The following is a 25,293-nucleotide window of genomic DNA, read 5'->3' as shown; positions in this document are numbered from 1 at the left end:
GATTCGCATCCACCGGACGCCGGAATCCTAGATTTATTGTCGTTCTCTGCGTATTGTGATGGACGACTTGTAAAAGTGAGCTGGATTACTTTGAAGGACGTAGACACTATGGCGGAGACGCAGGCGACACTGGATGAGATCGATAAGCGGATCCTTGAGGAGCTCACGCGTGACGGCCGGGCCTCAGTCAGTGCCGTGGCCGAGGCCGTGCATATCTCCCGGGCGCACGCCTACTCGCGCATCTCGAAGCTGACCGGCTCCGGCGTCCTGACCCGCTTCACCGCACTCGTGGACCCGGTCAAGGCGGGACTGCGGTCCAGCGCTTACGTCACCCTGAAGGTTCGCCAGCATTCCTGGCGCGAATTGAAGGAAGCCCTGCGCAAGATTCCCGAGGTGCACCATGTTGCCCTGGTGGGAGGGTCCTTCGATGTGATCCTGCTGGTGCGGGCCGAGGACAACCTTCACCTGCGGCAGGTCATCTTCGACCAGCTGCAGTCTGCGCCCGGCGTACTGGACACCCAGACTTTCCTGGTGTTCGAGGACCTCGACGTCCGCTGACCCTCCATCGAGATTGCAGAAGGGACGGACGCGCCTAGTCTTCGTCGTGTCCCTGGTCCATGCTCATCTGGTCCTCCGCGGGAGGAGTCTCGCCCGGCGGCACCCCGCCGCCGGGCTCCAGTCCGGTGATGTTGCCTTCTGCCGGGTCAGGGTTGACCCGGCGGCCCTTCTCACCGCTTCCGGCATGGTTTCCTGTGCCCTCCTGCGTGCCCGGGCCCTTCTGGGCTTCAGCAGCGTTGTCAGCTTCCTTGGGCTTGTCCGGATTGGCCGGATCATTATTCGGATCATAGCTCTGCGTCATTGTTGCCTTTCGGTGATGCCCCGCCAGGGGAACATTAGTCAGCATACTGACATTCCCAACCTAGCGGGGCCACCTGCAGCGGAGCAATCCCTATGTGAAGAGCTCCTCCCCCACAAAACCGCCCTTCCGCGCACCCGGCGGCACGGCAAAGACCGCTGAGCCAATCGGCGTCGTCCACTCATTGAGCAGGTCCAGCTGGTCCAGGCGCTGCTGGATCGGCACGAACTGTTCAGTCACGTCAGCCTGGAACGCCACAAAAATCTGCCCGGCATTGGAGACGGACCCTCCCGGCTCCGGGGCGTCGTCATAGTTGTAGCCGCGCCGGTAGATCCGCTGACGCGGGTTGTCCGGCCTGGCCCGCCGCATGTGCGCGTACTCCGGAATGACCTTGAAACCAAGACCGGTAACGGCGTCAAAATCCGGTTCGTCATGTTCGGCTTTCCCGGTGAGCGGGGCGCCGTCGGAGAGCCTGCGGCCCACCGATTCTTCCCGTCCCCTCCGGTCCAGCTCGTCCCAGGTGTCCAGGTTCATGGCGATGCGCCGAATGACCATGGATGTGCCGCCCTCCAGCCATGCCGGAAGCTCGGCGTCACCCCAGACCACGCGGTCGAACTCCGGGGTCCCCGGCAGCGCATTCGCGCTGCCGTCCACCTGTCCGAAATGGTTGCGCATGGTGGTGCCCGCGGGTTCGCTGCCGTAGGCACGCCGGAATCCGGTCTGCACCCAGCGCACGGAAGCGAAAGACCGGCTGTCCTTCAGCAGCATCCGCTGGGCGTGGGCCAGGGTCAGCGGATCATCGGCGCAGAGCTGCAGCACCAGGTCACCGCCGTTCCAGCGGTCCTGCAGGGCGTCGATGCCGAACGCCGGAAGCGGGCCGAGCCAGGCAGGCACTCTGTCGGGGGCTGCCGCGGCTACCAGGCTGCGGCCGAAACCGATGGTCACGGTCAGCCGGGCGGGATGCACTGCCAGCTCGGGTTCCGTGTCGGCCAAGGCCGGCTGGCCCTGGGTCAGCGCCGCGGCGTCGTCTGTGAGCAGGCGCAGCCAGGACTGGATCCGGTCGCGGCCGATGCCCTCGCGGAGGTCCAGGGCCACAAAGGCAGCGTAGGCCCCGGGAGGAGTTTCGATTCCGGCCTGGTGAAGTCCGTAGAACGGAACTGTTTCCTGTCCGTTGCTGCCGGCTTCGTCCAGGCCTGTCCGCTCCAGATCAGGCGTGCTGCGGCTGCCCAGAAGGTGCCCGCCGGCGGCAGTCACTGCTCCCAGACCGGCCGCAGCTCCCCCAAACAGCAGCCTGCGCCTTCCGACGCCGCCGGGTGCTTGGTCCTGGGCCATCAGTTGTCCGCGTGTCCGTGGATTTCGGTGGAACCGTGGTCTCCCTCAGTCCCGTGGCCGTCAGCGCCGCTGATGTCTCCATAGCTTTCATTGGCGCCGGCAAAGTCCTTGGTGGTCGCGTCCATCTCCACCGTCGAGCCGTCTTCCAGTTCCAGGGTGATGGTTACGGTGTCTCCGGCGAGCAGGCCGTCCTGCAGGCCCATGAGCATCAGGTGGCTGGCCCCGGGTTCGAGCAGGTACTCACCTCCGGCGGGGACCACAAAGCCGCCTTCGATTTCGCGCATGACCATGGCGCCGTCGTCGTCCATGGCAACTTCATGCAGCTCAACCGCGGTAGCGGCGGGCGTGCTGGCAGAGACGACGGTGAGGTCCTCAGTGCCGGAGTTCTCCAGCGTGCCGAAGGCGCCGGTCATACCGCCGGCGTCGGCAGCCTTCGCCCAGGCTCCCGTTACGGACAGCGCGGCTGCCTGCTCGGCAGTCTGTGCGGTTTCGGCAGCCGGGGTGTCTGTTGCGGCGCAGCCGGCCAGTCCGGCTGCGGAGAGCGCAAGGACAGCGGCGGCGAGGGTCAGTTTTTTCATGTTTCAGGTACTCCAAAGGTGTGTTCCGCGCCCGCGGGCACGGAAGAGAAGACGGGGGCACTGCATTTGGGCAGGCCAAAGAAGCGTGCCGCAGCATGACGCGGCGGGGCGGCTGGAAGCTAGGCGTGATCTCCGCGGCGCTTTTGCATCTGGACAACGATCGCCCAGGCAGCGAGGGCTGCAGCCGCTCCTACGCCGGCACCGGCGAGGGCCCACGGCAGGTGGGATGCCACATCTGACTCCTCCGCTGCCGGTTCTGCTTCTGCCGGGTCTGCTGAAGCGCTGGGAGCGGGCTCGCTGGCTGCCGGGATGGAAGCGGATTCGGAGGCCGCCGGAGCGGTGCTTTCCTCCGCTCCGGCCGGAGCGTTCACAGTGAAGCTGAAGGTGCCGGTGATCGGGTGCCCATCGCTGGAAACCGCACGCCAGTTCACCTGGTAGTCCCCCGCTTCGAGTGCTGGAACTGCCTGGACCAGGGTTTCCCGGTTTAGCACCGGCTCCGACTCGGCAACGTTGTTGCCGGCAGCGTCAGCAACGATCACCTGGTTGCCCAGATCCATCAGCGCGGAGCTAAAGACCAGTTCGATTTCGGACGGTGCTTCTTCCAGCACGGCGCCGTCGGCCGGATTGGATGAAATGAGTTCATCGTGCGCGTGTGCAGGCTGCGCGAGGAAGAGTGCCGCGGCGAAAGCGGCGAGGATAACTGCGGCAAGGAGCGAGGCGCGTGTGCGGGCCTGGCGGTAAAGAGTGGTAGGCATAACTGCTTTCCGTTCCGGGAAGGAACTGGGATTCGTGCGGAGTGCGCGGGTGCGCCTAGCTGGACACGAATACAGCAGGTGGGCCCCGGTGCCGGAGCGTCAGGAGCGGAATGCCAAGGTTGCGCAGCCCCAGGGGACGGACGGCCAGGGCCGAAGCGATGGGGCGGGGAAGGTGCGCGGGACGGAACAACGGCAGCAGGGCACCGGGCCGGACACCAAGTGCCTCGAGGATGCGGATTAGGGTCCGCTCGCCATGGGCCACGATCCACACCGTGGCGGCCGCGGCCAGTGCGTGGCTCAGCCACATCATGAGTCCGTGGACAGGGGCCGACGACGCCGCGGCGGCAGTGCCGATCTCAGTCAGGGAGGGCCCTGAGTGGTGGGCATGGCCGGAACCTGCGCCGACGGCTGCGGGGGCAGAGCCGAAGCTGAAAATGAGGTGGAACAGCCCCTGGCTGAAGACGACGGCGGTGGAAAGCCGGGGCAGGGAGAGCCCGCGTCCGGCCAGCAGGCAGCTGACCATTCCCGAAACTGCCAGGCAGAACAGCACGAGGGCCGGTTCGGGAGCGGCACCGCCGCCAAGCACATGCGACGCAGCGGCCACGGCTGTGGCCGCGAATGCTCCGGCCCAGCCGCGCACCAAGCGTGCGGCACGCGCTGTCATCGGTCCTCCTCAGGCACCGTGTACCGGGCGGGATCGCATCCGGCCCTGCAATTCTCCCGAAGTTTCGACGCCGTGTCGAATATCCGCTCCCCGTTCCCATCGAGATGGCAGAAACTGCACGTTACAGGGCTGTATCGTGCAGTTTCTGCTATCTCGATGAGAGGGGAAAGCTAGCCCTTGAATACCGGCTTGCGCTTCTCCTTGAATGCGGCGAAGCCTTCGGCATAGTCCTCGGTGCCGCAAAGCACGCCCTGCGCCTTATTCTCGTCTTCGACAGAATCCCATAGCCCCAGCCGGGCATCGCGGATCTGTGCGACGAGTTCCTTGGAAGCACGGAAGGCTCCAGTTGCACCGGAGGCCACGCGGGCCACAGTGGCCCGGGTGGAGTCCAGCAGCTCTTCGGCCGGGAACACCCGGCTGAACAGACCGGCCGCGACGGCTTCAGCTCCGCTCATCAGGTCTGCCGTGTAGATCAGGTCCAGCGTCCGGTGGGCGCCCAGCCGCTCGGTGAAGAGCCAGTGTCCGCCCGAATCCAGGGTTGCCCCCAGGTTCGCGAACGGCGAGCCGATCTTCGCGTTGTCCGCCACGTACACCACGTCAGTGGCCACAAGCAGGCCCAGCCCGACGCCGAGGCAGGCGCCCTGCGCGGCGGCAAAGGTGGGTGCCGGGAAGGCAGCCATCTTCTTCAGCAGCGGCGTGACCAGGTCCCCCAGGTAGGCATAGGCGTCGTCTTCGGCCGGGACGACGCCGGAGATGTCGCGTCCGGCGCAGAATGCACGACCCTCGCCGCGCAGCAGCAGTGCCCGCACGCCGGCGGCAGCGGCGTCGTCGTAAGCCTTGGACAGGTCCGCGAGGGCCTGCTCGTCCAGCGAGTTCAGCTTGTAGGGGGCGTTCAGCACAACCTCTGCGACGCCGTCGGAAATGCTGAGTTCGACCATGGACTCAGGCTGGTTCTGTTCGCTCATGGGTTCCGCGCTCCTAGGCGTCGTAGTCGACGGTGACTTCGGGGCTGGTGGGACGGCTCTGGCAGGTCAGGATGTAACCCTTTTCGATTTCATCCGGTTCCAGTGCGTAGTTCTCTTCCATCTCCACGGTGCCGGAGACAACCTTGGCGCGGCAGGTGCCGCACACGCCGCCGGCACAGGCGAACGGAACATCCGGACGCACGCGCAGGGCTGCATTGAGGATCGATTCGCGGGCGTGCGTGGGGCTGGCAACCTTGCCCTGCAGTCCGTCCAGGCGGAAGCTGATCTCGTAGTTGTCCGCTGACGGGTCCACCTGGATGGGGCGGCCGATCTGGCCTTCCGGCTTGCCCGGCTGGCCAGTGGTGAACAGCTCAAAGCGGACCTTTTCCGAGTCCACGCCGCGCTCTGCCAGGGTGTCCCGGCACAGCTGCACCAGTTCGAACGGGCCGCAGAGGAACCACTCGTCAACGTCGCGGGTCGGCAGAACGGATTCGATCAGTGCAGACAGCTTGTCAGCGTCGATCCGGCCGGAAAGCAGCGGGGAGATGCGCTGCTCGCGGGAGAGCACGTGGTGCACGGCGAAACGTGCCGGGTACTTGTCCTTCAGGTCCGCCAGCTCTTCGAGGAACATGACGTCCATCGCCGCCTTGTTGGCGTACACCAAGTCGAAGCGCACGTTCTCCGAGGCAGCCAGCACGGTGCGGGCAATGGAGATCACCGGGGTGATCCCGGAACCGGCAGCGACGGCAACGAAAACGTTCTCGTCCGCTACGTCGATGTCTTCGGGGTGGTTCAGCGCCGTCATCGGGTGCTTGGAGATGAAGCCGCCCGTGGGGCTCATGACGTCCAGGACGTCTCCGGCCTTGAGGTTTTCGTTGGCCCAGGTGGAGAACCTGCCGCCGAGGTCGCGCTTGATGGCGACCCGGATTTCGCCGGGCTTCGGTTCCGCGCAGATTGAGTAGCTGCGGCGGATCTCTGTGCCGTCCAGCGTGGTGCGCAGTGCGACGTACTGGCCGGGCAGGTAATCGAAGGATCCGGTTAGTTCTTCCGGCACCGCAAAGGTGACTTCGATGGCGTCTTCGGTAAGCCGGCGGACAGCACTGACTGTCAGCGGGTGGAAGGCGGTGCGGCGCGAGGCGGGAGCAGCGCCTGCCTCGGTGGTGGAGGTTGTCATGGTTCTAGAGCACCTTGAAGTAGTCGAAGGGTTCCTGGCAGTCGCGGCACACGTACAGCGCCTTGCAGGAAGTGGAGCCGAAGCGTGTCATTTCACGCGTGTTGAGTGAGGAGCACTGGGGGCATTTGACGCTCATGCCAAGCCGGACGGGGCCGGCAGCTGCCCGGCCGGTGGGCGGGGCAATGCCGTACTCGTTGAGCTTGGTCTTGCCGGACTCGGTCATCCAGTCCGTGGTCCAGGCCGGGGCCAGGACCAGGTCCACCCGGACCTGGCCGTAGCCGGCGGCGAGCAGCGCAGCGGTGACATCGTCTCGGATGGCGTCCATGGCGGGGCAGCCGGAGTAGGTAGGGGTGATGGCCACCCGCACCGAGTTGTCCTGCTGCACCTGAACGTCCCGCAGAACGCCCAGGTCCTCAATTGTCAGGACCGGGATTTCCGGGTCGCAGACTGTCGCAGCAACGTCCCATGCCGCCGCCGAAGCGGGGTCTGCGGGACGCAGCTGCGTGCTGGCTGCGGCGTCGACGGCGGGTGCTGCCTCAGTCTCGTTCATCGCTGTTACCAGGTTGCGCCGGGGTGCTGGCGGGCCAGGACCTGGAGCTCGGCCAGGATGAAACCGAGGTATTCGCTGTGCTCACCGCGCCGGCCGCCGCCGGGTGCGGGCTGCACAACAGGCACCTCAAGCTCGGCTTCGGCAAGCACGGCGCCGACCTTCTCGTCGAATGCAGCACGCAGGGTCGACGGCAGGACGGCGATTCCTTCGAGGGAGCGAACCAGGTCGTCATCCTCGAACAGCTCGCCTACGTACGGCCAGGTGAGCTCCAGGGCGCGGATCATGCGGGTGCGTGATTCCTCGGTCCCCAGGCCCAGGCGCAGCACCCACTGGGCGCTGTGGTCGCGGTGGTAGTCCACTTCCTTGACGGCCTTGGCTGCGATGGCTGCCAGGGTTTCGTCCTTGGAGGTGAGCATGGCGGTGTAGAGCTCGTACTGGAAGAAGGAGACCACCAGCTGGCGGGCAATCGTCTTGGCGAAGTCCCCGTTCTCCTGCTCCACGATGTGGGCGGAACGGTATTCCTCTTCGCCGCGCCAGTAGGCCAGGTCATCCTCGGTCTTTCCCCAGGCCGTTCCGGCGTAGGTGAGGAAGGAACGGGCATGGCCAAGGAGGTCCAGAGCGATGTTGGAGAGGGCAATGTCCTCTTCCAGCTCGGGAGCCCGGGCAACCCACCAGCCGAGGCGCTGGGCCAGGATCAGGGCGTCGTCACCCAACCGCAGGGCGTACTCTGCAACGGCCTCGGGAGCCTTGGCGTCAGAGGCTGCGATGTCCTCGGGCCGCAGGGCGTTGCCGGGGGTAATCCGGGTGGCGCTGTCCGCGTTCACAGGTGCTTCACCCCTTCAGACTTGCGGTAGTACGTGGCGTGCCGGTAGTCCTTGCCCTGCGGGGACTCGAAGAACTGGCCCTTGGCATCGGGATCGCTGGAGATGATCGCTTCGGCCGGAACCACCCAAAGCGAAACGCCTTCGTTACGCCGCGTGTACAGGTCGCGTGCGTTGCGCAGTGCCATGTCAGCGTCGGGTGCGTGCAGCGAACCGGCGTGGACGTGGGAGAGCCCGCGGGAGGAGCGAACGAAGACTTCCCAAAGCGGCCAGGCCGCGTTGATTCCTGTGTCAGGAGCAACCGAACCGGACGTTGCCGCCGTCTTGGTGCCGTCGTCGCCCGTTGTTGAACCGGAAACCATGCTTATGCCACCTCAGTCTTTCGTGCCTGCTTTGCCGCGTATGCAGCTGCTGCTTCGCGCACCCAGGCGCCGTTTTCGTGTGCTTCGCGGCGGCGGGCCAGCCGCTGCGAGTTGCACGGGCCGCGTCCTGCGAGGACTTCCTTGAACTCGTTCCAGTCCAGCGGTCCGTACTCCCATTTCCCGGTTTCTTCGTTGAACCGGATCTGGTCATCGGGCAAGGTCAGGCCAAGGACCTTGACCTGCTCATAGATCATGCCGACGAAGCGCTGGCGCAGTTCGTCGTTGGAGAAGCGTTTAATGTTCCACGCCATGGACTGGCGGGAGTTGGGGGAATCGTCATCCGGCGGGCCGAACATCATCAGCGCCGGGGCGTACCAGCGGTTGATGGCGTCCTGGGCCATCTGCTTCTGCGCCTCGGTGCCGTTGGCCAGTTCGAGGAGGATCTCGAAGCCCTGGCGCTGGTGGAAGGACTCTTCCTTGCAGATGCGCACCATGGCACGGCCGTAGGGGCCGTAGGATGCGCGGCACAGGGGAACCTGGTTGCAGATGGCCGCACCGTCAACGAGCCAGCCGATTGCGCCCATGTCCGCCCAGCTGCGGGTGGGGTAGTTGAAGATGCTGGAGTAGCGGGCCTTGCCTGCAATCAGGTCTTCAGTCATCTTTTCCCGCGGGGTGCCGAGCGTCTCGGCGGCGGAATAGAGGTAGAGGCCGTGGCCTGCTTCGTCCTGGACCTTGGCCAGCAGGATCGCCTTGCGCTTCAGTGAGGGTGCGCGCGTGATCCAGTTTGCTTCCGGCTGCATGCCGACAATTTCGGAGTGCGCATGCTGCGACACCTGGCGGACCAGGGTCTTGCGGTAGCCTTCCGGCATCCAGTCGCGGGGTTCAATCCGCGAATCGTCGGCAATGATCCGGTCGAAGGCCGCCTGGCCTGCTGCGTCATCGTCCTGCTGGGCCGGGACGGCGTACAAATCACGTTCTGTGTCTGTCTGCGTAGCCATAGATGTCACCTCACTGTTTTCCACGTGGCCGCGGACAGCTCCGCGGAAGTCGTTCGGCCAATAATTACCGACCGTTCGTTCAGGATATGCGTGTGAGCGATGGCACGTCAAGGCGGAGCGGGTTCTTTGCGGCCGCCCTGGACACACCGCCCCATGCCCGTAGCGGTGTCAGGCGGCCACGCTGACACCGGATACCTTTGAAGGGACAGCCGCATCCAGGAGGAAACGTATGGCCAGCAGGGGAACGCCGGAGCGCGTCCGTGTGCCGGAGGGGTTCAGGAACGGCAGCGCCCCCGCCCTGGCCGCCCACCTGCTGGTACCAATCCTGCTGGGACTCCTCGGCTTCTGCGCCGTTGCCGCCGCCGTTGCCTCAAGCGGCGGCATCCTGAAGATCACCGCAAGCGGTCTCGCCGTAGTCCTGACCCTGCTTCTCGCTGCCGGTGCCGCACCCCGGTATCTGCCCGCGGCCCTCGCGGGAAAGCCCGGCCGCCCGCTGGCCGTCCTGGCCGGCGTCGTCCTGGCTCACATCCTCCTGTACTGGACCGCGGGCAGCACAGTCCTGTTAACCCTTCCGGCCGTTCCGGTAGCCCTGGCCGGCGGCGGCCTGCTGCTGGCCACGTCGCTGTGGTCCCAGTTCCGCCGCGGACCGGCCACCGAAGATCCCGTGACCGTGGTGCCCAGCACCGGCCCCCGGCCCTTCGCGCACACTCTTATCCTTGTCCTGGCGAACTGGGTGTTCTTCGCCGCTGCCGGAATGTTCAGCGCCTGGATCCTGCTGGGACGCTAGCCCACCCGCGCCGGGGATCCTGGGCGCTGCCCGCTCCGCCCGAAGCATAAAGGGGCGCGGCCCGTCGCCGCCGCCGGTCCGGCTCGATATATTCGGGACCATGACTACACCTGTTCCCCCGGCTGCCAAAAAAGTCCCCGTCGAGCGCACCCATCACGGTGAAACGTTTACCGACGACTATGAGTGGCTGAGGGAGAAGGAAAATCCCGAGGTCGTTGAGCATCTCAATGCGGAGAATGCCTACACCGAGGCCGTCACTGCGGACCAGGAACCGCTGAGGCAGCAGATCTTCGACGAGATCAAGGCCCGCACCGTTGAAACGGATCTTTCCGTTCCTGCCCGCAAGCGAGGCTGGTGGTACTACACCCGCACCGAGGAAGGCCAGCAGTACGCGATCCACTGCCGCACTGCAGCCCAGGACACCGGTGATCTGCACGCGGACTGGACACCGCCCGTCGTCGAACCCGGCGTTCCGGTCCCCGGAGAGCAGATCCTCATTGACGGCAATGCCGAAGCTGAGGGCAAGCCCTTCTTCGCGCTCGGCGGCCTGGCCGTCACCGAGGACGGCAACCTGCTGGCGTACTGCGAGGACAACGCAGGAGATGAGCGGTTCACCCTTCGCATCAAGGACCTGCGCACCGGTGAGCTGCTGCCCGACGTCGTTTCCAACGTCTTCTACTCCCTCGCTTTCTCCCCGGACGGAACCCGGGTGTTCTACACCGTCGTAGACGATTCGTGGCGCCCCTACCAGATCAAGGCTCACACCCTGGGCACGGATGTCAGCCAAGACGCCGTGATCTACCAGGAGGACGACGTCGCCATGTGGACAGGCTTCGACCTTTCCGCCGACCGCAGGCAGCTCCTGATCGGCATCAGCTGTTCCGAGTACAGCGAATACCGTGTCCTGGACTTCGATGATCCGTCGGATACCGTGCGTACCCTGATCCCGCGCAGCGAGCGGATCCTGTACGAAGTCGAACCCTTTACCGGGGACGGTGTGCGCCAGTACCTGATCACTCACAACAAGGACGCACTGAACTCGATGGTCTCCCTGGTCGCGGAGCCGGAGTTCGCCAAGCCGCTGCAGGAGCAGCAGTGGCACACCGTGGTGGCCCACGACGACGCCGTCCGGGTCAACGGGGTATCCGTCACCTCCACGCACGTCCTGGTTTCGGTCCGCAAGGACACCACGGAACGGGTGCAGATCCTGCCGCTGGCCGGGATTGGCACTGTGGAGCAGCAGGCGCCGGCCGAGCCCGCGTTCGATGAGCAGCTTTACACGGCAGGCCTGACCAACGCTGAATACGACTCCCCGATCATCCGGCTCAGCTACACGTCCTACCTCACTCCCCCGCGCGTCTATGACTATGTGCTGGCCACGGGCGAGCTGGAGCTGCGGAAGGAAACCCCCGTCCGCGGCGGGTACAACCGCTCCGACTACGTTGCCGAGCGGGACTGGGCGACGGCGGCGGACGGCACCCGCATCCCGCTCTCGGTGCTCCGCCGCCGGGAAGTGGCACAGGACGGTTCCAACCCCGCACTGGTCTACGCGTACGGCAGCTACGAAATCTCCATGGACCCGGCGTTTAACATTGCCCGGCTCTCCCTCCTGGACCGCGGCGTCGTCTTTGTGGTGGCGCACATCCGCGGCGGCGGCGAGATGGGCCGCGCCTGGTACGACCAGGGCAAGAAGCTGAACAAAAAGAACACGTTCACCGACTTCGTGGCAGCGACCGACCACATGGCTGCCTCAGGATGGGTGGACCCGGAGCGGATCGCGGCCATGGGCGGCTCCGCGGGCGGACTGCTGATGGGCGCCGTCGCGAACCTGGCACCGGAAAAGTACCGGGCGATCCTGGCCCAGGTACCGTTCGTTGATGCACTGACCTCCATCCTGGATCCCGACCTGCCGCTTTCAGCTCTGGAGTGGGAGGAGTGGGGCAATCCGATCACCGATCCCGAGGTTTACCGCTACATGAGCGAGTACAGCCCGTATGAGAACATCCGCGCCGTGGACTACCCGCGCATAGCAGCGGTGACCAGTTTCAACGACACCCGGGTGCTTTACGTAGAACCGGCCAAGTGGGTCGCGAAGCTGCGCGAAACCACCACCGGTTCCGAGCCGATCGTGATGAAAATCGAGATGGACGGCGGCCACGGCGGCGCATCCGGCCGTTACGAAGCCTGGAAGGACCGCGCCTGGGACTATGCCTTTGTACTCTCGGCGCTGGGCGCCCGGGACCTGCTGCCTGGAGTGGTTTCTCCGGCTGCGGCCCGGTAACTCTCAGGAGACGCAGGAAGCCGGGTACCCCGCGGGGTACCCGGCTTCCGGTATGTCTGGTCCGGGCAGGTCCGGCTAGTCGATCCCGCCGGCCTCCGGCGCTCTCGGGCGGGGCCGCGGCACTGGACGGATCCGCGGACGCGCTTCCTTGCCAGCTTCCTTCCGCACTTCCTTCCCTGCTTCCTTCCCTGCGGGGCCTTTGCCCGCAGCGCGCTGCCGCTTGCCTGGGCGGAACAGCCCTGCAACCACAAAGATCAGCGTCAAGGCGATAACACCGAGGAAGATCAGGTCCAGGTTGTCCCGTACGAACGGCACGCGGTCGCCCAGAATGTACCCCAGCAGCGTGACGCTCAGCGCCCAGAAGGCCCCGCCGATGGCGTTGTAGGCGATAAAGGTTGCGTAATGCATCCGGCCGACGCCGGCGACTACCGGCGTGAAGGTCCGGATCACCGGGATGAAGCGGGCGAGGACCACTGCTTTGCCGCCGTGCCTGGCAAAGAATGCCTCGGCCCGGCGAACGTTGTCCTGGTGGAAGAACCTGGATTCGGGTCTGTTGAAGACCACGGGTCCCGCCTTGCGGCCTATGTAGTAGCCCAGCTGGTCACCGGCGAAAGCGCAGAGGGCAATCAGCAGGATCAGCACCCAAATGTTGATCTGCATGGCACCTGTGGCTACCAGGAGACCTGCGGTGAAGAGCAGGGAATCCCCGGGGAGGAAAAACCCGATGAGCAGGCCCGTTTCCACGAAGACGATTCCGCAGATCAGCAGGACTACCCAGGGGCCCACAGCGGGGTCGGAGAGGAAGACCTGGGGATCCAGCCATTCGGGTAAGAGCGAGGACTTGGGATGCAGCACTCCCGGTGCGGCTGTGGCAAACATCACTTTCTCAGGTTAGACCATGAGCCTTTGCGGGGGCAGGGAACGCCAAGTATTACGGCCGGCACCCGATGTCACACACCCGCATGAGACCTCTTCAACTTGACAGTGATAACGCTCACAGGATTACCTAATGAACATTCGGTAAAGAAAGAAGTGAGGGCATCCATGGCTGACTACGGCGTCACCGCACCGGTTCGCGAAACGAACCCCGCGCATCCCATCCTGGAACACGATGCCACTTCGGAATGGCTCGGAATTAAGGTAGAGCACCTCGCTGACGGCGAGGCAGTCATCACCATGGATCTGCGTCCGGAGATGCTGAACGGGTTTTCGATCGCGCACGGCGGCATGGTTTTCGCCTTCGCGGACACCGCATTTGCCCTTGCGTGCAATCCGGCCGGCGCAGACTCGCTGGCAAACATGGAGACCATCACCGTGGCTTCCGGAGCCGACATCAACTTCATCTCTTCAGCCCGTTCCGGCGATAAGCTTCGGGCCGAAGCCAGCCGCCGTGCAGCGGCAGGCCGCAGCGGCGTGTACGACATCGAAGTCACCGCCGAGTCTCCGGACGGCGCGACGCGCGTCGTTGCTGAATTCAGGGGCCGCTCACGCACCATTCCGAATCCGGCCCGCCGGTCCTGAACCGGCCCTTCCGCCCGCACCGGATTACGCACTTCCACTTTCTTTCCCAACACTGCACAATCAAGCCCTACCCCTCTCCCAAAGGTTCTACGCAATGAATACCGCCTCCGCAATCAAGGCCACCGCAGCAGATCCCGCCACCCTCGACGCCGAGGAGCTCATGAGCCGGGATCAGATCGAGGCCCTGCAGCTCACCCGCCTCAAGGAGACGGTCCGCTACGCCTATGACCGCGTGCCGCTGTACACGAAGAAATTCGACGACGCCGGTGTCCACCCGGACGATCTCAAGGAACTCTCCGATCTGGCCAAGTTCCCGTACACGACCAAGGAAGACCTGCGCCAGAGCTACCCGTTTGGCATGTTCGCTGTGCCGATGGACGAGGTGTCCCGCATCCACGCATCCTCCGGCACCACCGGCCGTCCGACCGTCGTCGGCTACACCAAGGGCGACCTTGACCGCTGGGGCACCCTGGTGGCCCGTTCACTGCGTGCCTCCGGCGTGAAGTCCAACTACAAGGTCCACAACGCCTACGGCTACGGCCTCTTCACCGGCGGCCTGGGCGCCCACTTCGGCGCCGAGAAGCTGGGCTGCACGGTCATTCCGATGTCCGGCGGCCAGACCGAACGCCAGATCCAGCTGATCCAGGACTTCCAGCCGGACACCATCCTGGCTACTCCCACCTATCTGCTGACCATTGCCGATGCCATGAAGCGCGCCGGGATCGATCCGCGCTCCACCTCGCTGAAGAACGCCGTCCTGGGCGCCGAGCCGTGGACTGAGGAAATGCGGCATGAGCTTGAGCAGATGATGGACATCGACGCCTGCGACATCTATGGCCTCTCCGAGGTCATGGGCCCGGGCGTAGCCGGGGAATGCGTTGAAACCAAGGACGGCGCCCACATCTGGGAGGACCACTTCCGTCCGGAGATCATCGATCCGTTCGATGACACCAAAGTCCTGGACGACGGTGAGCACGGCGAACTGGTCTTCACGTCCCTGACCAAGGAAGCACTGCCGATCATCCGCTACCGCACGCACGACCTGACCCGTCTGCTGCCCGGCACGGCACGTCCGGGCATGCGCCGCATGGGCCGCATCACCGGCCGCAATGACGACATGATCATCCTGCGCGGCGTGAACCTCTTCCCGAGCCAGATCGAGGAGATCGCCCTGCGGATCCCGGCCCTCAGCCCGCACTTCCAGCTCGAAATCACCCGACCGGACCGTATGGACGAGCTGGCCGTAAAGATCGAGCGCCGCGCCGAGTCTTCGGCTGACGAGTGCGTCAAGGCCGCCGCTGAGCTGAAGAGCCAGATCAAGATCCACATCGGATCCTCCTGCGCCATCCACGTGGTGGAGCCCGGTTCACTGGCCCGTTCCAGCGGCAAGCTGCGCCGGATCTACGACCTGCGCAAGCAGGAAAACAAGCCGGCCTAACAGCCGCAGAAAGTGTTCGGTTGGCCGGGAGGTGTCCCGGCCAACCGAACGATCATGCGAAAATATCCAGATGCCTAGTCCAACGAGTTCCGCGACTTCCTCTCCCTCCGGCGCCAACGGCACCCGCAGGGGGCGGCCCGGCTATGACCAGCAGACCGTGCTGAACATAGCCGTTGACGTGTTTAACCGTCACGGCTACGAAGCGACGTCGATGGGCATCCTCGCGGAGAACCTGGGCATCACCAAGTCCGCGATCTATCACCACGTTCCGTCCAAGGGCGACCTGCTGCGCCTTGCGCTCGAAAACGCCCTGGGCGGCCTCGAAGGCATACTGGACGACCCTCAGGCTTCCTCCGGTCCGGCCGACTCCCGGCTCGAGTTCGTGCTCCGGGGCACCATCAAAGTCCTGACCGAGCGGCTGCCGTTCGTCACCCTGCTCCTGCGGCTGCGCGGCAACACTGAAGTCGAGCGTGACGCCATGGAGCGCCGCCGCCAGTTCGACCGCCGCGTGGCGGAGCTCGTAGACGCCGCCCGCTCCGAAGGGTCACTGCGCAGCGACATCGATCCCCGGACCACTACCCGCCTGCTTTTCGGAACGATCAACTCGATCGTTGAGTGGTACAAGCCCGGCGGCTCGCTGAGTGCTGAGAAGCTCGCCGACGACATTATTTCAATGATGTTCGACGGCCTGCACGGCAAGCCCTAATCCCGTTCTCTTTTCTTACCCCCCCAAACGAGATGACAGAAACTGCCCGTTAGAAGCTTCTAACGGGCAGTTTCTGCGATCTCGATGGAGGGAAGGTGGAGGCTAGGCGCGCTTCTTCTCCACAAGGGTCAGCACGTCGTAGGTGGCCACGATCTCGTCGTTCTGGTTGTGCAGGACGGCGTCCCAGGCAACCTCGCCGTACTCGTCGGTCTCACGCGGGGTGATCTTCTTGGCCGTGAGGGTGACCCGGATGGAGTCGCCGGCAGCAACCGGAGTGATGAACCGCAGGTTCTCCAGCCCGTAGTTAGCCAGTACCGGTCCCGGAGCAGGCTCCACGAACAGTCCGGCACCCCAGGAGAGCAGCAGGTAGCCGTGCGCCACGATGCCCGGGAAGAACGGGTTCGCCTCAGCAGCTTCCTGGTTGGTGTGCGCGTAGAACGTGTCGCCGGTGCTGTTTGCGAACGCGGTGATGTCCTCCAGGGTGACTTCCCGCAGTTCCGAGGCCATCGCATCGCCGATCTTCAGCGTCGAAAGGTCCTTGCGGAACGGGTGGGTCTCATCGAAGAACTGGTCTGCGCCGGTGTGCCAGACGCCGGTAATGGCGGTGAGCATGTTCGGTGAACCCTGGATGGCGGTGCGCTGCATGTGGTGCTTGACGGCGCGGATGCCGCCGAGCTCCTCGCCGCCGCCGGCGCGGCCGGGACCGCCGTGGACCAGGTGCGGCACGGGCGAACCGTGGCCGGTGGAGGTGCGGGCGGTTTCCCGGTTCAGGACGTGCACACGGCCGTGGTGGCCGGCGATGCCGGCGACAACCTCGCGGACGGTTGACGGGTCGTTGCTGCAGACGGTGGCTACCAGCGAGCCGCCGCCCAGGGCAGCCAGGCGCACGGCGTCGGCGGTGTCTTCATAGCCGACCACGGAGGAAACCGGGCCGAAGGCCTCAACCGAGTGCAGTGCCTCTGCGTTGGGGTCATCCCAGGTGAGCAGCACCGGCGCCATGAAGGCACCGTCTTCGACGACGCCGCGGCTGCCGTCAGCCTGCACGGTTTCGGGGGCCTCCAGGCTGCCGAACGCGATCTTCGCGCCGGCATCCAGGAGCGTCTGGACGGAAGAACGGACGCCGTCGCGCTGCTCAGCGGAAGCCAGCGCACCCATGGTGACGCCCTCAGCGCGGGGGTCGCCGAGGACAACGCGCTCTTCGATGCGCTTGGCGGCGGCAGCAACGACGTCATTCACCAAGGCCTTGGGCACAATGGCGCGGCGGATGGAGGTGCACTTCTGGCCGGCCTTGACCGTCATTTCAGTGACCAGCGACTTCACGTACGCGTCGAACTCGGGGGTTCCGGGAACAGCGTCCGGGCCGAGGATCGAAGCGTTCAGCGAGTCGGTTTCGCTGGTGAAACGGACGCCGCCTTCGATGACGTTGGTGTGGTTCTTCAGCTTGTTGGCGGTCGACGCCGATCCCGTGAAGGAGACCATGTCCCGGTAGTCGAGGTGGTCCAGCAGGTCGCGCGCGGAGCCGGAAATCAGCTGGAGGGAACCGGCGGGCAGGATGCCGGATTCGATCATCATCCGCACTGCGGCTTCGGTGAGGTAGCCGGTGGGAGTTGCAGGCTTCACGATCGTCGGTACGCCGGCGATGAAGGCAGGGGCGAACTTTTCCAGCATGCCCCAGACAGGGAAGTTGAACGCGTTGATCTGCACGGCGACGCCCGGGATGGACGTGTAGATGTGCTCGCCAATGAAGGAGCCGTCCTTGGACAGGACCTCAGCGGTGCCGTCGATCACCACGGTGGAGTTCGGAAGCTCGCGGCGGCCCTTGGAACCGAAGGTGAAGAGGACGCCGATGCCGCCGTCGATGTCCACCAGGGAGTCAATCTTGGTGGCGCCGGTGCGTGCGGAGATCTCGTAGAGTTCCGGGCGGCGTCCGTTGAGGTACTGCGCCAGTTCCTTCAGCTTCAGTGCCCGCTGGTGGAACGTGAGGCCGGCGAGGCCACGGTGGCCCACCGTGCGGCCGTGTTCGACGGCTGCGGCGGTGTCCAGGCCGTCGGTGCTGACCAGTGCCAGCAGCTCGCCCGTGGAGGCGTCGCGGACTTCAGCGGGGTTGGCCGAGGTGCCTTCCGGGGTCCACCATTCGTCCTGGACGAAACTGGGGACGACTTGCACGTCTATGGCGGTTGAGGTCATCTTTGACGGACCCTTTCGATACTGGACGTTCATTTTCCAGTCCGGACCGGTTCCGCTGGCCGCAGCTGCGGCGGCGCAGGCCGATAACTGACCGGACGGTCGGTAATGAATCCAGCCTACATGAGAGTGCCCTGCGGCACATCACCCAAAAGCGGACCGGCCCATACTTTTCCTCCCCGCTCCGTTCGTCCTCTTCGTATTCCGCCGCAGGAGGCCGGCCGCTACCGTGGGCGGTTACGCGGCACTGCACTGCAGACGACGACGGCGGAAGGCAGGAACATGTTCCAGTTACGCAAGTGGGGACGGGCAGCGGCGCTGCTGTCCGCAGGATGCCTGCTCACGGCAGGGTCCCTGGCCGTACCCGCGGCGGACGCGGCAGGTGCTCCCCCGGGCTGGACCGCAGCCGGTACCGGAGCCGACCGCGACCGCGGCCACCACGGGCCCCACAAGGGGTGGGACCGCGGGCCCAAAAGGACAGTTGATTACGTAGCACTTGGGGATTCGTATGCCGCCGGATTCGGCGGCGGAGCAGTCCTCGATGCCTGCGGCCGCACCGCCGAAGGCTACCCGGCCCTGTTGGATGAACTCCGCAGGATTGAACTGGACGCTGATGTCACCTGCGGCGGCGCGACGGCGGCCAGCACCCCTCCCTCAGCGCCCGCAGGCCCCGTGGACCTGCCGGAACAAATCGCATCCCTGCAGGCTGCAGGCAGCATCGACCGGAACACCGACCTGGTCACGCTGACCATCGGCGGCAACGATGTGCGGTTCGGCGAAGTCGTGGCAGCCTGCGCCGGTGCCCAGCTCCCGGCCACCTGCGCTCCGGCACTCGCGGCGGCACAGGAATACGCGGAAACAACCCTCGCACCCCAGGTGCGCCAGTCCCTCGGGCAAATGCGGGCCCTGGCACCCCGGGCGGAGCTGGTTCTGACCGGCTACCCGCACCTGTTTGACGGGGCCGGTGTTCCCGGGCTTCTGAACCCTGACGCCGCAGCGCTTTTCAACGCCGGAACAGACGCACTGAACGCGGTTCTCGCCGCCCAGCTGCCGGACCGCGGGTCCACCTATGTTGACGTGGTGGACGAGTTCGCCGGCCACGGCATCGGCTCAGCCGATCCGTGGATCATCTACGCAAACAGCCCGTTCGCCCTGCATCCAAATGCCACCGGCTACCGCGAGGGTTACCTGGCCGCCATCACCGCGGATGTGGACCTGCACCCCGGCGGCGGCCATCCCTGCCGCGGCCGCCGCTGAGCAGTACCGTTCACGCACCTGAGACGACGGCGGTGCCCACCAGACGCGGGCGCCTCCGTCGTGCAGTGAGGTTCGGAAGGAGGCCCGGGCCGTCTGTATGTACGGGTGTCCCCGCGGCCTGCTAACGTAATCAGTGCTTCACGAGACATGGCCTCCGCACCCGCAGGGTGTGGAAAAGCTCCGACTGGCCATGCACCAACCCCAATGTTCGGCGGGTGGTTCGGATGACGAAGCGGCCCGCGTCCAACCGGAGCGGGCAAGGACACTCATCTCGAAGGACACGCTGTGATTCCCTCCAGTGACCCCCGCTGCACCGCATTTGCCCCCGGCCACAAGATCCATTGGATCCATGGCGGCCGCCTCATGAAGTACGACGACTGGATCGACGTCGAGGTCCACGCCGACCCGGAACTGGACCTGATCTGCCTGGTGCTCGATGGACGGCAGCAGATCATGTGGCACCACGACGTTCCTCTGCTGGCCGAGGCCCTGGCCGCCAGCCCCGGGACGCCCCAGTGGTGCCCCCGGTATTCCTCGCTGATGGTCCCGGGCGCTTTTGAGGGCCGGAACAGGAGCTCTTTTTTCTACTTGGCCACCACGGAAAGGGTTTTCCCATGCAGGGGCCGGCTTCCGCGCAATGACATAACCATGCAGGACCAGTCTGCTTAGAAGTCCTCCTGCAGCAGCCGGGACCGGAGCCGGGCGAGGGTTCCCTCACCGGCACCGGCCCGGCGCAGGTAGGCTGCGGCGTCGAAGTTCCGCAGCATATCCAGCAGCTCCGCTTCGGCGGAGCCGGCGCGGGCCGCGAGCTCGGAGTCGTCCAGCGGCCGTTCCCTCGGCCGCTGCTGGGTGCGGTGCCAGTCGTTGATGCCGGTCAGCGCTTCCCGGTAGTCGGCTGCGATCTCCCCCGGCGCCACGCCGGCCAGGTCCAGCAGCAGGGCGGCGACGAGTCCCGTACGGTCGCGACCGGCTGAGCAGTGCAGTACGACGCCGCCGGGCGGCGCATCAGCGACGGCGCGGGCGATTGCCGCGAACTTTTCCGGCCAGCGGCGCAGGTTCTCCGGGTAGAACCGGGGTGAGCTCATGTACGGTCCGGTCAGCGCGGTGAAGTCAGGATCGTCCGCTTCCTGGGTAGGCAGATTCAGGAACCGGATTCCGGTAACAGCCGACGGGGGGACTACGGGATCCGTGTCGCGGCGCCCGATCTCGGAACTGTTGCGCAGGTCAACTACCGTCCGCACACCGGCGTCGTATGCCTGCTGCCAGCCGCGGGCGGTGAGCCATTCGGAGCGGCCCATCCGGTACACACGCCCGGGCTGAATGTGCGAGTTGGCTGCGGGAATTCCGCCCAGGTCCCGGGCATTGGCAGCGCCTTCCCAGTCCACGTTCCGGCTCCTCGGCTCACCCATGCCTCCAAGACTAGGCGGACCCACGCCCAGCCAGCCTCCGCAGGCCCCAGCCAGTCATACTTGACCCTGACACTGTGGAAGGCAGGAGAACTGGACCATGTTATCCATCGGAGCGTTCGCGCAGATCGGCCAGGTAACCCACCGCATGCTTCGGCACTGGGATACTTCCGGCCTGCTCGTACCTGCCCACGTGGATGTTTTCAGCGGCTACCGTTCCTACGATCCAGCCCAGCTTGAACGGCTGCACCGGATCGTCGCACTGCGTTCCCTGGGCTTCGGGCTGGAGGACATCTCCGCCATGCTCGACTCCGGCGTGGACTCAGGGCGAATCGCCGCCCTGCTGCGCCTGAGGCGGGCAGAGGTCGCAGAGGAGGCACGGATTGCTGCCGCACGGCTCATCGACGTGGAGCGCAGGCTCCATCTCATCGAAAAGGAAAAGCACATGGCCCAGATCGAAATCATTGAAAAACCCCTTCCGGCGCTCCGCCTCGCTGCCCGCCAGGCAATGGTGGCCGAACAGCCCGAGGTCCCCGGCGTCGTCGGACCCCTCTTCGACAGCGTCGCCGCACTGCTGGCTCCATCCGGCGCCCCGTCAGGTGTACCGGTGGCGCAGTACGACATGGGTGAGGACGGCATGCGGATTACGGCAGGCTTCGCCAGCCCAGATCCGGTTCCCGACGGCGTCGAGGCAGTGGAACTGCCCAGCGTTCCGATGGCGATCTGCGGGGTCCATCTTGGCTCCATGGACGGCATCGCCGACAGCTGGCAGGCGGTCCACACCGAAATCATTGCCCGCGGGCTGACCCCCTCCGGCCCGTGCCGGGAGGTCTACCTGCGCTCCTGGTCAGAGGATCAGGCGGATTGGGTGACCGAGCTGCAGCAGCCGGTCGGCAAGGCTTAGCTGCGGCCTGCTGAGGGCCGGACAGTTTCCATAAGGAGGCGGCACATGGACACGGCGCAGGTGCGGTTGTGGTGGCTGCCTGTTGGCGCCGGCGGACATCTGGTGATCCACACCAGCCGCTGGTGGGAACTCTGGCGCTCCGTGCGGGAGCGGCGCCACCCCCGGCCGCTCTTCCACGCAGCGCTGGAGGTCGCGGCCGACGGTTCAACCTATGCGATCGAGATGACGCCTTCGTGGGGCCAGGGGCGCAGCGAACGGGGCGTGGTGGCCGAAGGTCCAGTCGGTCTCCGGGCGCTCGGCCGCCTGAAGCTCTTTCGGTATGAAGTGCGGTGCTGGCGCGGCGGAATCATTCCCGACCTTGGCTATGCTCCGGAGCCGCCCCTGGTGTTCAACGTATCCACGTCCGGTGCCGATGCCCTGCGCGCCAGGGTGCCTCAAGTTCCGGATATGGTGTGGGGCGCCAAAATGCCCGACGGCGATATGTGGAACTCAAACTCCCTGGTCTCCTGGCTGCTCCAAAGCTCAGGCATTGATGCCGGGGCCCTGCACCCGCCGCACGGCGGGCGCGCTCCGGGATGGCGTGCCGGGATTGACGCCGCGCGCTGACGGCCCCAGTTTCGCAGACACCGCAAAGCTTAAGAACAGCAGCCCGCATGCTCCCTCAAGAGGCGAAGCATGCGGGCTGCTGCCAGGCGCAAACTAGCTCCAGTCGAAGAAGCCCTTGCCGGTCTTGCGGCCAAGTTCACCGCGGGCAACCTTGTCCCGCAGGATCTGCGGCGGCTCGAAGCGCGGACCGAGCGTGGAGGCAAGGTACTCGGCGATGCCGAGCCGAACGTCCAGGCCCACAATGTCGGTGGTCTTCAGCGGACCGGTCGGGTGCTTGTAGCCCAGGACCATGGCGGCGTCGATATCCTCGGCGGAGGCAACACCTTCTTCGACCATGCGCATGGCCTCGAGTGCGATGGCCACGCCGAGCCGGGAGCTGGCAAAGCCCGGGGCGTCATTGACGACGACGGGAGTCTTGCCCAGGTCCGTGACCCAGGTCCGGGCAGCTTCGGCCAGCTCATCGGAAGTCTGCTTGCCCAGGACCACCTCAATCAGGGTGGACGCCGGAACCGGGTTGAAGAAGTGCAGGCCGCAGAAGCGCTCCGGGCGCTGCAGTTTCCCGGCCAGCTCCGAGACAGACAGCGAGGACGTGTTGGACGTCAGCCAGGCGTCGTCGCCCAACTGCTCCTCCACAGCGGCCAATGCTGCAGCTTTCAGGCCGAAGTCTTCCGGAACAGCCTCCACGACCAGGCCGGAGCCGGCGAAGTCCGCATAATCAGTGGAGACGCTCAGCCGGGCGGTCAGCGCGTCCAGGGTCTCGTCCGTGGTGCCGCGTTCCACGCTCTTGGCGAGGTTACCGGCAACGCGCGCGTAGGCGGCCTGCGCTGCGGCGTCGTCACGCTCCACAACGACGACGGCGGCACCGGCAGTGCAGAAGGCGTGGGCAATGCCCGCACCCATGCGGCCTCCGCCGAGGACACCGACTTTGGAGGGTACTGTCATTTCTTTTTCTTCCTTTCCAGGAATGCCTGCATGCGGTCGAACTTCGCCTCGGACTCGAAGAGGATGCCCTGAGCGAGCGTGTCGATCACCGGATGCGCCTCGGCGGGCGCGGAGAACACGGACTTGGTGATGCGCACGGCCAGCGGATCCTGTTTGGCGATCCGGTCGGCCAGCGCGTTTGCGGCGTCCATCAGGTTCTCGGCGTCGTGGACCTCGGTCACCAGGCGGGCGGCCAGGGCTTCGTCGGCGTTCAGGATGCGGCCGGCCAGGAGGATTTCCTTGGCCAGGGGTTCGCCGACGAGTTCCTTCAGGCGCCAGCTGGCACCGGCGGCTGCGAGAATCCCCAGGGAGGTTTCCGGGTTGCCGATCTTGACCGTCGGGGTGGAGATGCGGAAATCGGCAGCGAACGCGAGTTCGGCTCCCCCGCCCAGCGCGAAGCCGTCAAGTGCCGCAATCACCGGCATGGGCAGCTTGGCGATGCGGACGAAGATGCTGGAGTTAATGCCGCGCAGGGCGTCTTCGCGGCGGCGTTCGCGCAGCTGCGCAATGTCCGCGCCGGAGGCGAAGACACCGTTGGTGCCGGCAAGGATGAGGATCTTCGGATCGTTTTCCAGTGCGGCGCAGAGTTCGTGCAGTTCATCGACCATGGCCTGGTCAATGGCGTTGCGGACTTCCGGCCGGTTCAGGACGGCGGTGACGCGGTCCTCGCCAACGGTGACCTTCAGGGTCGTAAAGGAGGAGAAGTCAGGCACTACACGGCCTCGATCAGCATCGCGGTGCCCTGGCCAACGCCGACGCACATGGTGGCGATGCCGCGCGCGGCGCCTTCGCGTTCCATCCGGTTCAGCAGGGTGATGGCAATGCGGGAGCCGGAGGAGCCCAGCGGATGGCCGAGGGCGATGGCGCCGCCGTCGTTGTTTACGATGCCCTCATCCAGGCCGAGGCGGCGGATGCAGGCGAGGGACTGCGTGGCGAATGCTTCGTTCAGCTCGACGGCGCCGACTTGGTCCAGCCGGACACCGCTGCGCTGCAGGACCTTCTGCGTCGCCGGAACCGGGCCAATGCCCATGATTTCCGGGGCGACGCCGGCGGACGCGCCGTCGATGATCCGTGCGCGAGCAGTGAGCCCATACTCCTTGATGGCGCGTTCGGAGGCGATGATGATCGCGGAGGCGCCGTCGTTCAGCGAGCTGGCGTTCCCGGCTGTGACGATGCCGCCGGGCTTGACCACCGGGCGCAGCTTGGACAGGACCTCCATGGAGGTGCCTTCGCGGGGGCCTTCGTCGGTGTCCACGACGGTGTCGCCCTTGCGGCCCTTGATGGTGACGGGAACGATTTCGTCCTTGAACCGGCCGGCGGCGATGGCGGCGATGGCGTTTTCGTGTGAGCGGACGGCGAAAGCGTCCGCGTCTTCGCGCGAGATGCTGTCCGTGGCAGCCAGTTCTTCGGCGGTTTCCGGCATCGAGTAGGTCATCTTGCCGTCGCGGGAGAGGTCACCGGAGACGAAGCGCTCGTTGGCGAAGCGCCAGCCGATCGAGGTGTCGAAGGTGTCGCCGGGCTTGGCGAAGGCCTTGGTTGGCTTTTCGGTAACCCAGGGAGCACGGCTCATGGACTCGGTCCCGCCGGCGATCACGATGTCCGCGGCGCCTGCCTTGATCATGTGCGAGGCCATGATGATGGCAGACAGGCCCGAGGCGCACAGCCGGTTCACCGTGATGCCCGGAACGGTGTCGGGGAAACCGGACAGCAGTGCGGCCATGCGTGCCACGTTGCGGTTTTCCTCGCCGGCACCGTTGGCATTGCCCAGGATGACTTCGTCGACGACGGCGGGGTCCAGGCCTTCGCGGGCAACGAGTTCGCGCAGTGTCAGTGCTGCCAGGTCATCGGGGCGGACGCTGGAGAGCGCACCTCCGTAGCGGCCTACCGGAGTCCGTACTCCGCCAACGAGAAAAGCCTCAGCCATATCTGCTCCCAAAGAGTTGCCAGTCTGCCGCCGGGCTTCGCTGCCCGCGGCCACCGGATTTACCGACCAATCGTTCTATAAACAATCGCAGAACCGGCCGGGGCGGTCAAACACATGACCTTCAGCGAGATGACAGAAACTGCCCGTTTCAGCACCCATCCGAGCCGCGACTGCGATCTTGGTGATGCGGACAGAAGCTGACCCCAATACCGGCGACACCGGAGGCGGCCCGGCCTAGGTTTG

Annotated in this window: 27 protein-coding genes and 1 riboswitch; of the genes, 10 read left to right on the top strand and 17 right to left on the bottom strand. The window is 65.6% G+C overall.

Annotated elements, in window-relative coordinates:
- Positions 1-108 precede the first annotated feature (108 nt).
- On the top strand, positions 109-558 hold the full coding sequence (locus FYJ28_RS03255) for an Lrp/AsnC family transcriptional regulator (protein WP_055239212.1): 450 nt from the start codon (positions 109-111) through the stop codon (positions 556-558).
- A gap of 34 nt (positions 559-592) precedes the next feature.
- Here FYJ28_RS03255 and FYJ28_RS03250 read toward each other — a convergent pair whose 3' ends face one another.
- The 11 genes from FYJ28_RS03250 to paaA form a co-directional block, all read right to left on the bottom strand.
- The gene (locus tag FYJ28_RS03250) at positions 593-859 is read right to left on the bottom strand and encodes a DUF6480 family protein (protein ID WP_055239211.1); all 267 of its coding nucleotides are present in this window, start codon (positions 857-859) and stop codon (positions 593-595) included.
- Positions 860-949: 90 nt separating this feature from the next.
- Complete coding sequence (locus FYJ28_RS03245) at positions 950-2,188, bottom strand: Dyp-type peroxidase (RefSeq protein ID WP_154578299.1); 1,239 nt, start codon at positions 2,186-2,188, stop codon at positions 950-952.
- Positions 2,188-2,766, bottom strand: a complete 579-nt coding sequence (locus tag FYJ28_RS03240; RefSeq protein ID WP_154578298.1) for a copper chaperone PCu(A)C — start codon at positions 2,764-2,766, stop codon at positions 2,188-2,190. Before FYJ28_RS03240 ends, FYJ28_RS03245 begins: the two co-directional genes overlap by 1 nt.
- A 119-nt stretch (positions 2,767-2,885) precedes the next feature.
- Positions 2,886-3,521, bottom strand: a complete 636-nt coding sequence (locus FYJ28_RS03235) for a copper resistance CopC family protein (RefSeq protein WP_154578297.1) — start codon at positions 3,519-3,521, stop codon at positions 2,886-2,888.
- A gap of 55 nt (positions 3,522-3,576) precedes the next feature.
- Positions 3,577-4,185 (bottom strand): hypothetical protein, encoded by a 609-nt coding sequence (locus tag FYJ28_RS03230; protein ID WP_154578296.1) that lies wholly within the window; start codon positions 4,183-4,185, stop codon positions 3,577-3,579.
- 170 nt (positions 4,186-4,355) lie between these two features.
- On the bottom strand, positions 4,356-5,123 hold the full coding sequence (locus FYJ28_RS03225; protein WP_154578483.1) for an enoyl-CoA hydratase/isomerase family protein: 768 nt from the start codon (positions 5,121-5,123) through the stop codon (positions 4,356-4,358).
- A 40-nt stretch (positions 5,124-5,163) separates the two neighbouring features.
- Positions 5,164-6,324 (bottom strand): 1,2-phenylacetyl-CoA epoxidase subunit PaaE, encoded by a 1,161-nt coding sequence (gene paaE / locus FYJ28_RS03220; RefSeq protein WP_154578295.1) that lies wholly within the window; start codon positions 6,322-6,324, stop codon positions 5,164-5,166.
- 4 nt (positions 6,325-6,328) lie between these two features.
- A complete protein-coding gene (gene paaD / locus FYJ28_RS03215; protein WP_154578294.1) occupies positions 6,329-6,874 on the bottom strand; it encodes a 1,2-phenylacetyl-CoA epoxidase subunit PaaD in 546 nt (181 codons plus the stop codon).
- A 5-nt stretch (positions 6,875-6,879) separates the two neighbouring features.
- Positions 6,880-7,698 (bottom strand): 1,2-phenylacetyl-CoA epoxidase subunit PaaC, encoded by an 819-nt coding sequence (gene paaC / locus FYJ28_RS03210; protein WP_326831482.1) that lies wholly within the window; start codon positions 7,696-7,698, stop codon positions 6,880-6,882.
- Positions 7,695-8,057, bottom strand: coding sequence for a 1,2-phenylacetyl-CoA epoxidase subunit PaaB (gene paaB / locus FYJ28_RS03205; protein WP_154578293.1), 363 nt, complete (start codon positions 8,055-8,057; stop codon positions 7,695-7,697). The genes paaC and paaB overlap by 4 nt, the downstream gene beginning before the upstream one ends.
- 2 nt (positions 8,058-8,059) lie before the next feature.
- The gene (gene paaA / locus FYJ28_RS03200) at positions 8,060-9,055 is read right to left on the bottom strand and encodes a 1,2-phenylacetyl-CoA epoxidase subunit PaaA (RefSeq protein WP_154578292.1); all 996 of its coding nucleotides are present in this window, start codon (positions 9,053-9,055) and stop codon (positions 8,060-8,062) included.
- 229 nt (positions 9,056-9,284) lie between these two features.
- On the opposite strand from paaA, the gene FYJ28_RS03195 reads away from it, so the two are divergent.
- The gene (locus tag FYJ28_RS03195; RefSeq protein ID WP_055239203.1) at positions 9,285-9,842 is read left to right on the top strand and encodes a hypothetical protein; all 558 of its coding nucleotides are present in this window, start codon (positions 9,285-9,287) and stop codon (positions 9,840-9,842) included.
- A gap of 100 nt (positions 9,843-9,942) precedes the next feature.
- A complete protein-coding gene (locus tag FYJ28_RS03190) occupies positions 9,943-12,123 on the top strand; it encodes a S9 family peptidase (protein ID WP_055239202.1) in 2,181 nt (726 codons plus the stop codon).
- A 75-nt stretch (positions 12,124-12,198) separates the two neighbouring features.
- Here the strand turns inward: FYJ28_RS03190 and FYJ28_RS03185 are convergent, their stop codons facing one another.
- A complete protein-coding gene (locus FYJ28_RS03185; protein WP_154578481.1) occupies positions 12,199-13,002 on the bottom strand; it encodes a DedA family protein in 804 nt (267 codons plus the stop codon).
- Positions 13,003-13,167: 165 nt separating this feature from the next.
- On the opposite strand from FYJ28_RS03185, the gene FYJ28_RS03180 reads away from it, so the two are divergent.
- From FYJ28_RS03180 to FYJ28_RS03170, 3 genes are all read left to right on the top strand, one after another.
- Entirely contained in the window at positions 13,168-13,644 is a 477-nt protein-coding gene (locus FYJ28_RS03180) for a hotdog fold thioesterase (RefSeq protein ID WP_055239200.1), read from the top strand.
- 94 nt (positions 13,645-13,738) lie between these two features.
- The gene (gene paaK / locus FYJ28_RS03175) at positions 13,739-15,082 is read left to right on the top strand and encodes a phenylacetate--CoA ligase PaaK (protein WP_055239199.1); all 1,344 of its coding nucleotides are present in this window, start codon (positions 13,739-13,741) and stop codon (positions 15,080-15,082) included.
- A 70-nt stretch (positions 15,083-15,152) separates the two neighbouring features.
- The gene (locus FYJ28_RS03170) at positions 15,153-15,788 is read left to right on the top strand and encodes a TetR/AcrR family transcriptional regulator (RefSeq protein WP_154578291.1); all 636 of its coding nucleotides are present in this window, start codon (positions 15,153-15,155) and stop codon (positions 15,786-15,788) included.
- A 102-nt stretch (positions 15,789-15,890) separates the two neighbouring features.
- Here the strand turns inward: FYJ28_RS03170 and paaZ are convergent, their stop codons facing one another.
- Entirely contained in the window at positions 15,891-17,975 is a 2,085-nt protein-coding gene (gene paaZ, locus FYJ28_RS03165; RefSeq protein WP_055239197.1) for a phenylacetic acid degradation bifunctional protein PaaZ, read from the bottom strand.
- Positions 17,976-18,254: 279 nt separating this feature from the next.
- On the opposite strand from paaZ, the gene FYJ28_RS03160 reads away from it, so the two are divergent.
- Together FYJ28_RS03160 and FYJ28_RS03155 are read left to right on the top strand one after the other, a co-directional pair.
- Entirely contained in the window at positions 18,255-19,229 is a 975-nt protein-coding gene (locus FYJ28_RS03160; RefSeq protein WP_195840584.1) for an SGNH/GDSL hydrolase family protein, read from the top strand.
- 136 nt (positions 19,230-19,365) lie between these two features.
- Positions 19,366-19,498: riboswitch (SAM riboswitch) on the top strand.
- Between the two features lie 16 nt (positions 19,499-19,514).
- Complete coding sequence (locus tag FYJ28_RS03155) at positions 19,515-19,898, top strand: hypothetical protein (RefSeq protein WP_055239195.1); 384 nt, start codon at positions 19,515-19,517, stop codon at positions 19,896-19,898.
- Here the strand turns inward: FYJ28_RS03155 and FYJ28_RS03150 are convergent.
- Complete coding sequence (locus tag FYJ28_RS03150) at positions 19,895-20,638, bottom strand: tyrosine-protein phosphatase (RefSeq protein ID WP_082413241.1); 744 nt, start codon at positions 20,636-20,638, stop codon at positions 19,895-19,897. The two genes, FYJ28_RS03155 and FYJ28_RS03150, sit on opposite strands and share 4 nt — an antisense overlap.
- Before the next feature lie 97 nt (positions 20,639-20,735).
- Here FYJ28_RS03150 and FYJ28_RS03145 point away from each other — a divergent pair, with 97 nt between their 5' ends.
- Together FYJ28_RS03145 and FYJ28_RS03140 are read left to right on the top strand one after the other, a co-directional pair.
- Positions 20,736-21,539 (top strand): MerR family transcriptional regulator, encoded by an 804-nt coding sequence (locus FYJ28_RS03145; RefSeq protein ID WP_154578289.1) that lies wholly within the window; start codon positions 20,736-20,738, stop codon positions 21,537-21,539.
- Between the two features lie 45 nt (positions 21,540-21,584).
- Positions 21,585-22,145 carry a hypothetical protein gene (locus FYJ28_RS03140; RefSeq protein ID WP_154578288.1) on the top strand — a complete coding sequence of 187 codons (561 nt, stop codon included), beginning with the start codon at positions 21,585-21,587 and terminating at the stop codon, positions 22,143-22,145.
- A 93-nt stretch (positions 22,146-22,238) separates the two neighbouring features.
- Here the strand turns inward: FYJ28_RS03140 and FYJ28_RS03135 are convergent, their stop codons facing one another.
- The 3 genes from FYJ28_RS03135 to FYJ28_RS03125 are packed head-to-tail and all read right to left on the bottom strand — an operon-like array spanning position 22,239 to position 25,050.
- Positions 22,239-23,087 (bottom strand): 3-hydroxyacyl-CoA dehydrogenase family protein, encoded by an 849-nt coding sequence (locus FYJ28_RS03135; RefSeq protein ID WP_154578287.1) that lies wholly within the window; start codon positions 23,085-23,087, stop codon positions 22,239-22,241.
- Positions 23,084-23,839: an enoyl-CoA hydratase/isomerase family protein gene (locus tag FYJ28_RS03130; protein WP_326831481.1), complete on the bottom strand. Its 756-nt coding sequence runs from the start codon at positions 23,837-23,839 to the stop codon at positions 23,084-23,086. Before FYJ28_RS03130 ends, FYJ28_RS03135 begins: the two co-directional genes overlap by 4 nt.
- Positions 23,839-25,050, bottom strand: a complete 1,212-nt coding sequence (locus FYJ28_RS03125) for a thiolase family protein (protein ID WP_154578286.1) — start codon at positions 25,048-25,050, stop codon at positions 23,839-23,841. The genes FYJ28_RS03130 and FYJ28_RS03125 overlap by 1 nt, the downstream gene beginning before the upstream one ends.
- Between the last annotated feature and the right edge of the window lie 243 nt (positions 25,051-25,293).

The organism is Arthrobacter sp. BL-252-APC-1A (assembly GCF_009696625.1).
Classification (GTDB): Bacteria; Actinomycetota; Actinomycetes; order Actinomycetales; family Micrococcaceae; genus Arthrobacter_B.
The sequence above is the reverse complement of the archived record's forward strand: the minus strand, read 5'-3'. Positions and strand labels throughout refer to the sequence as shown.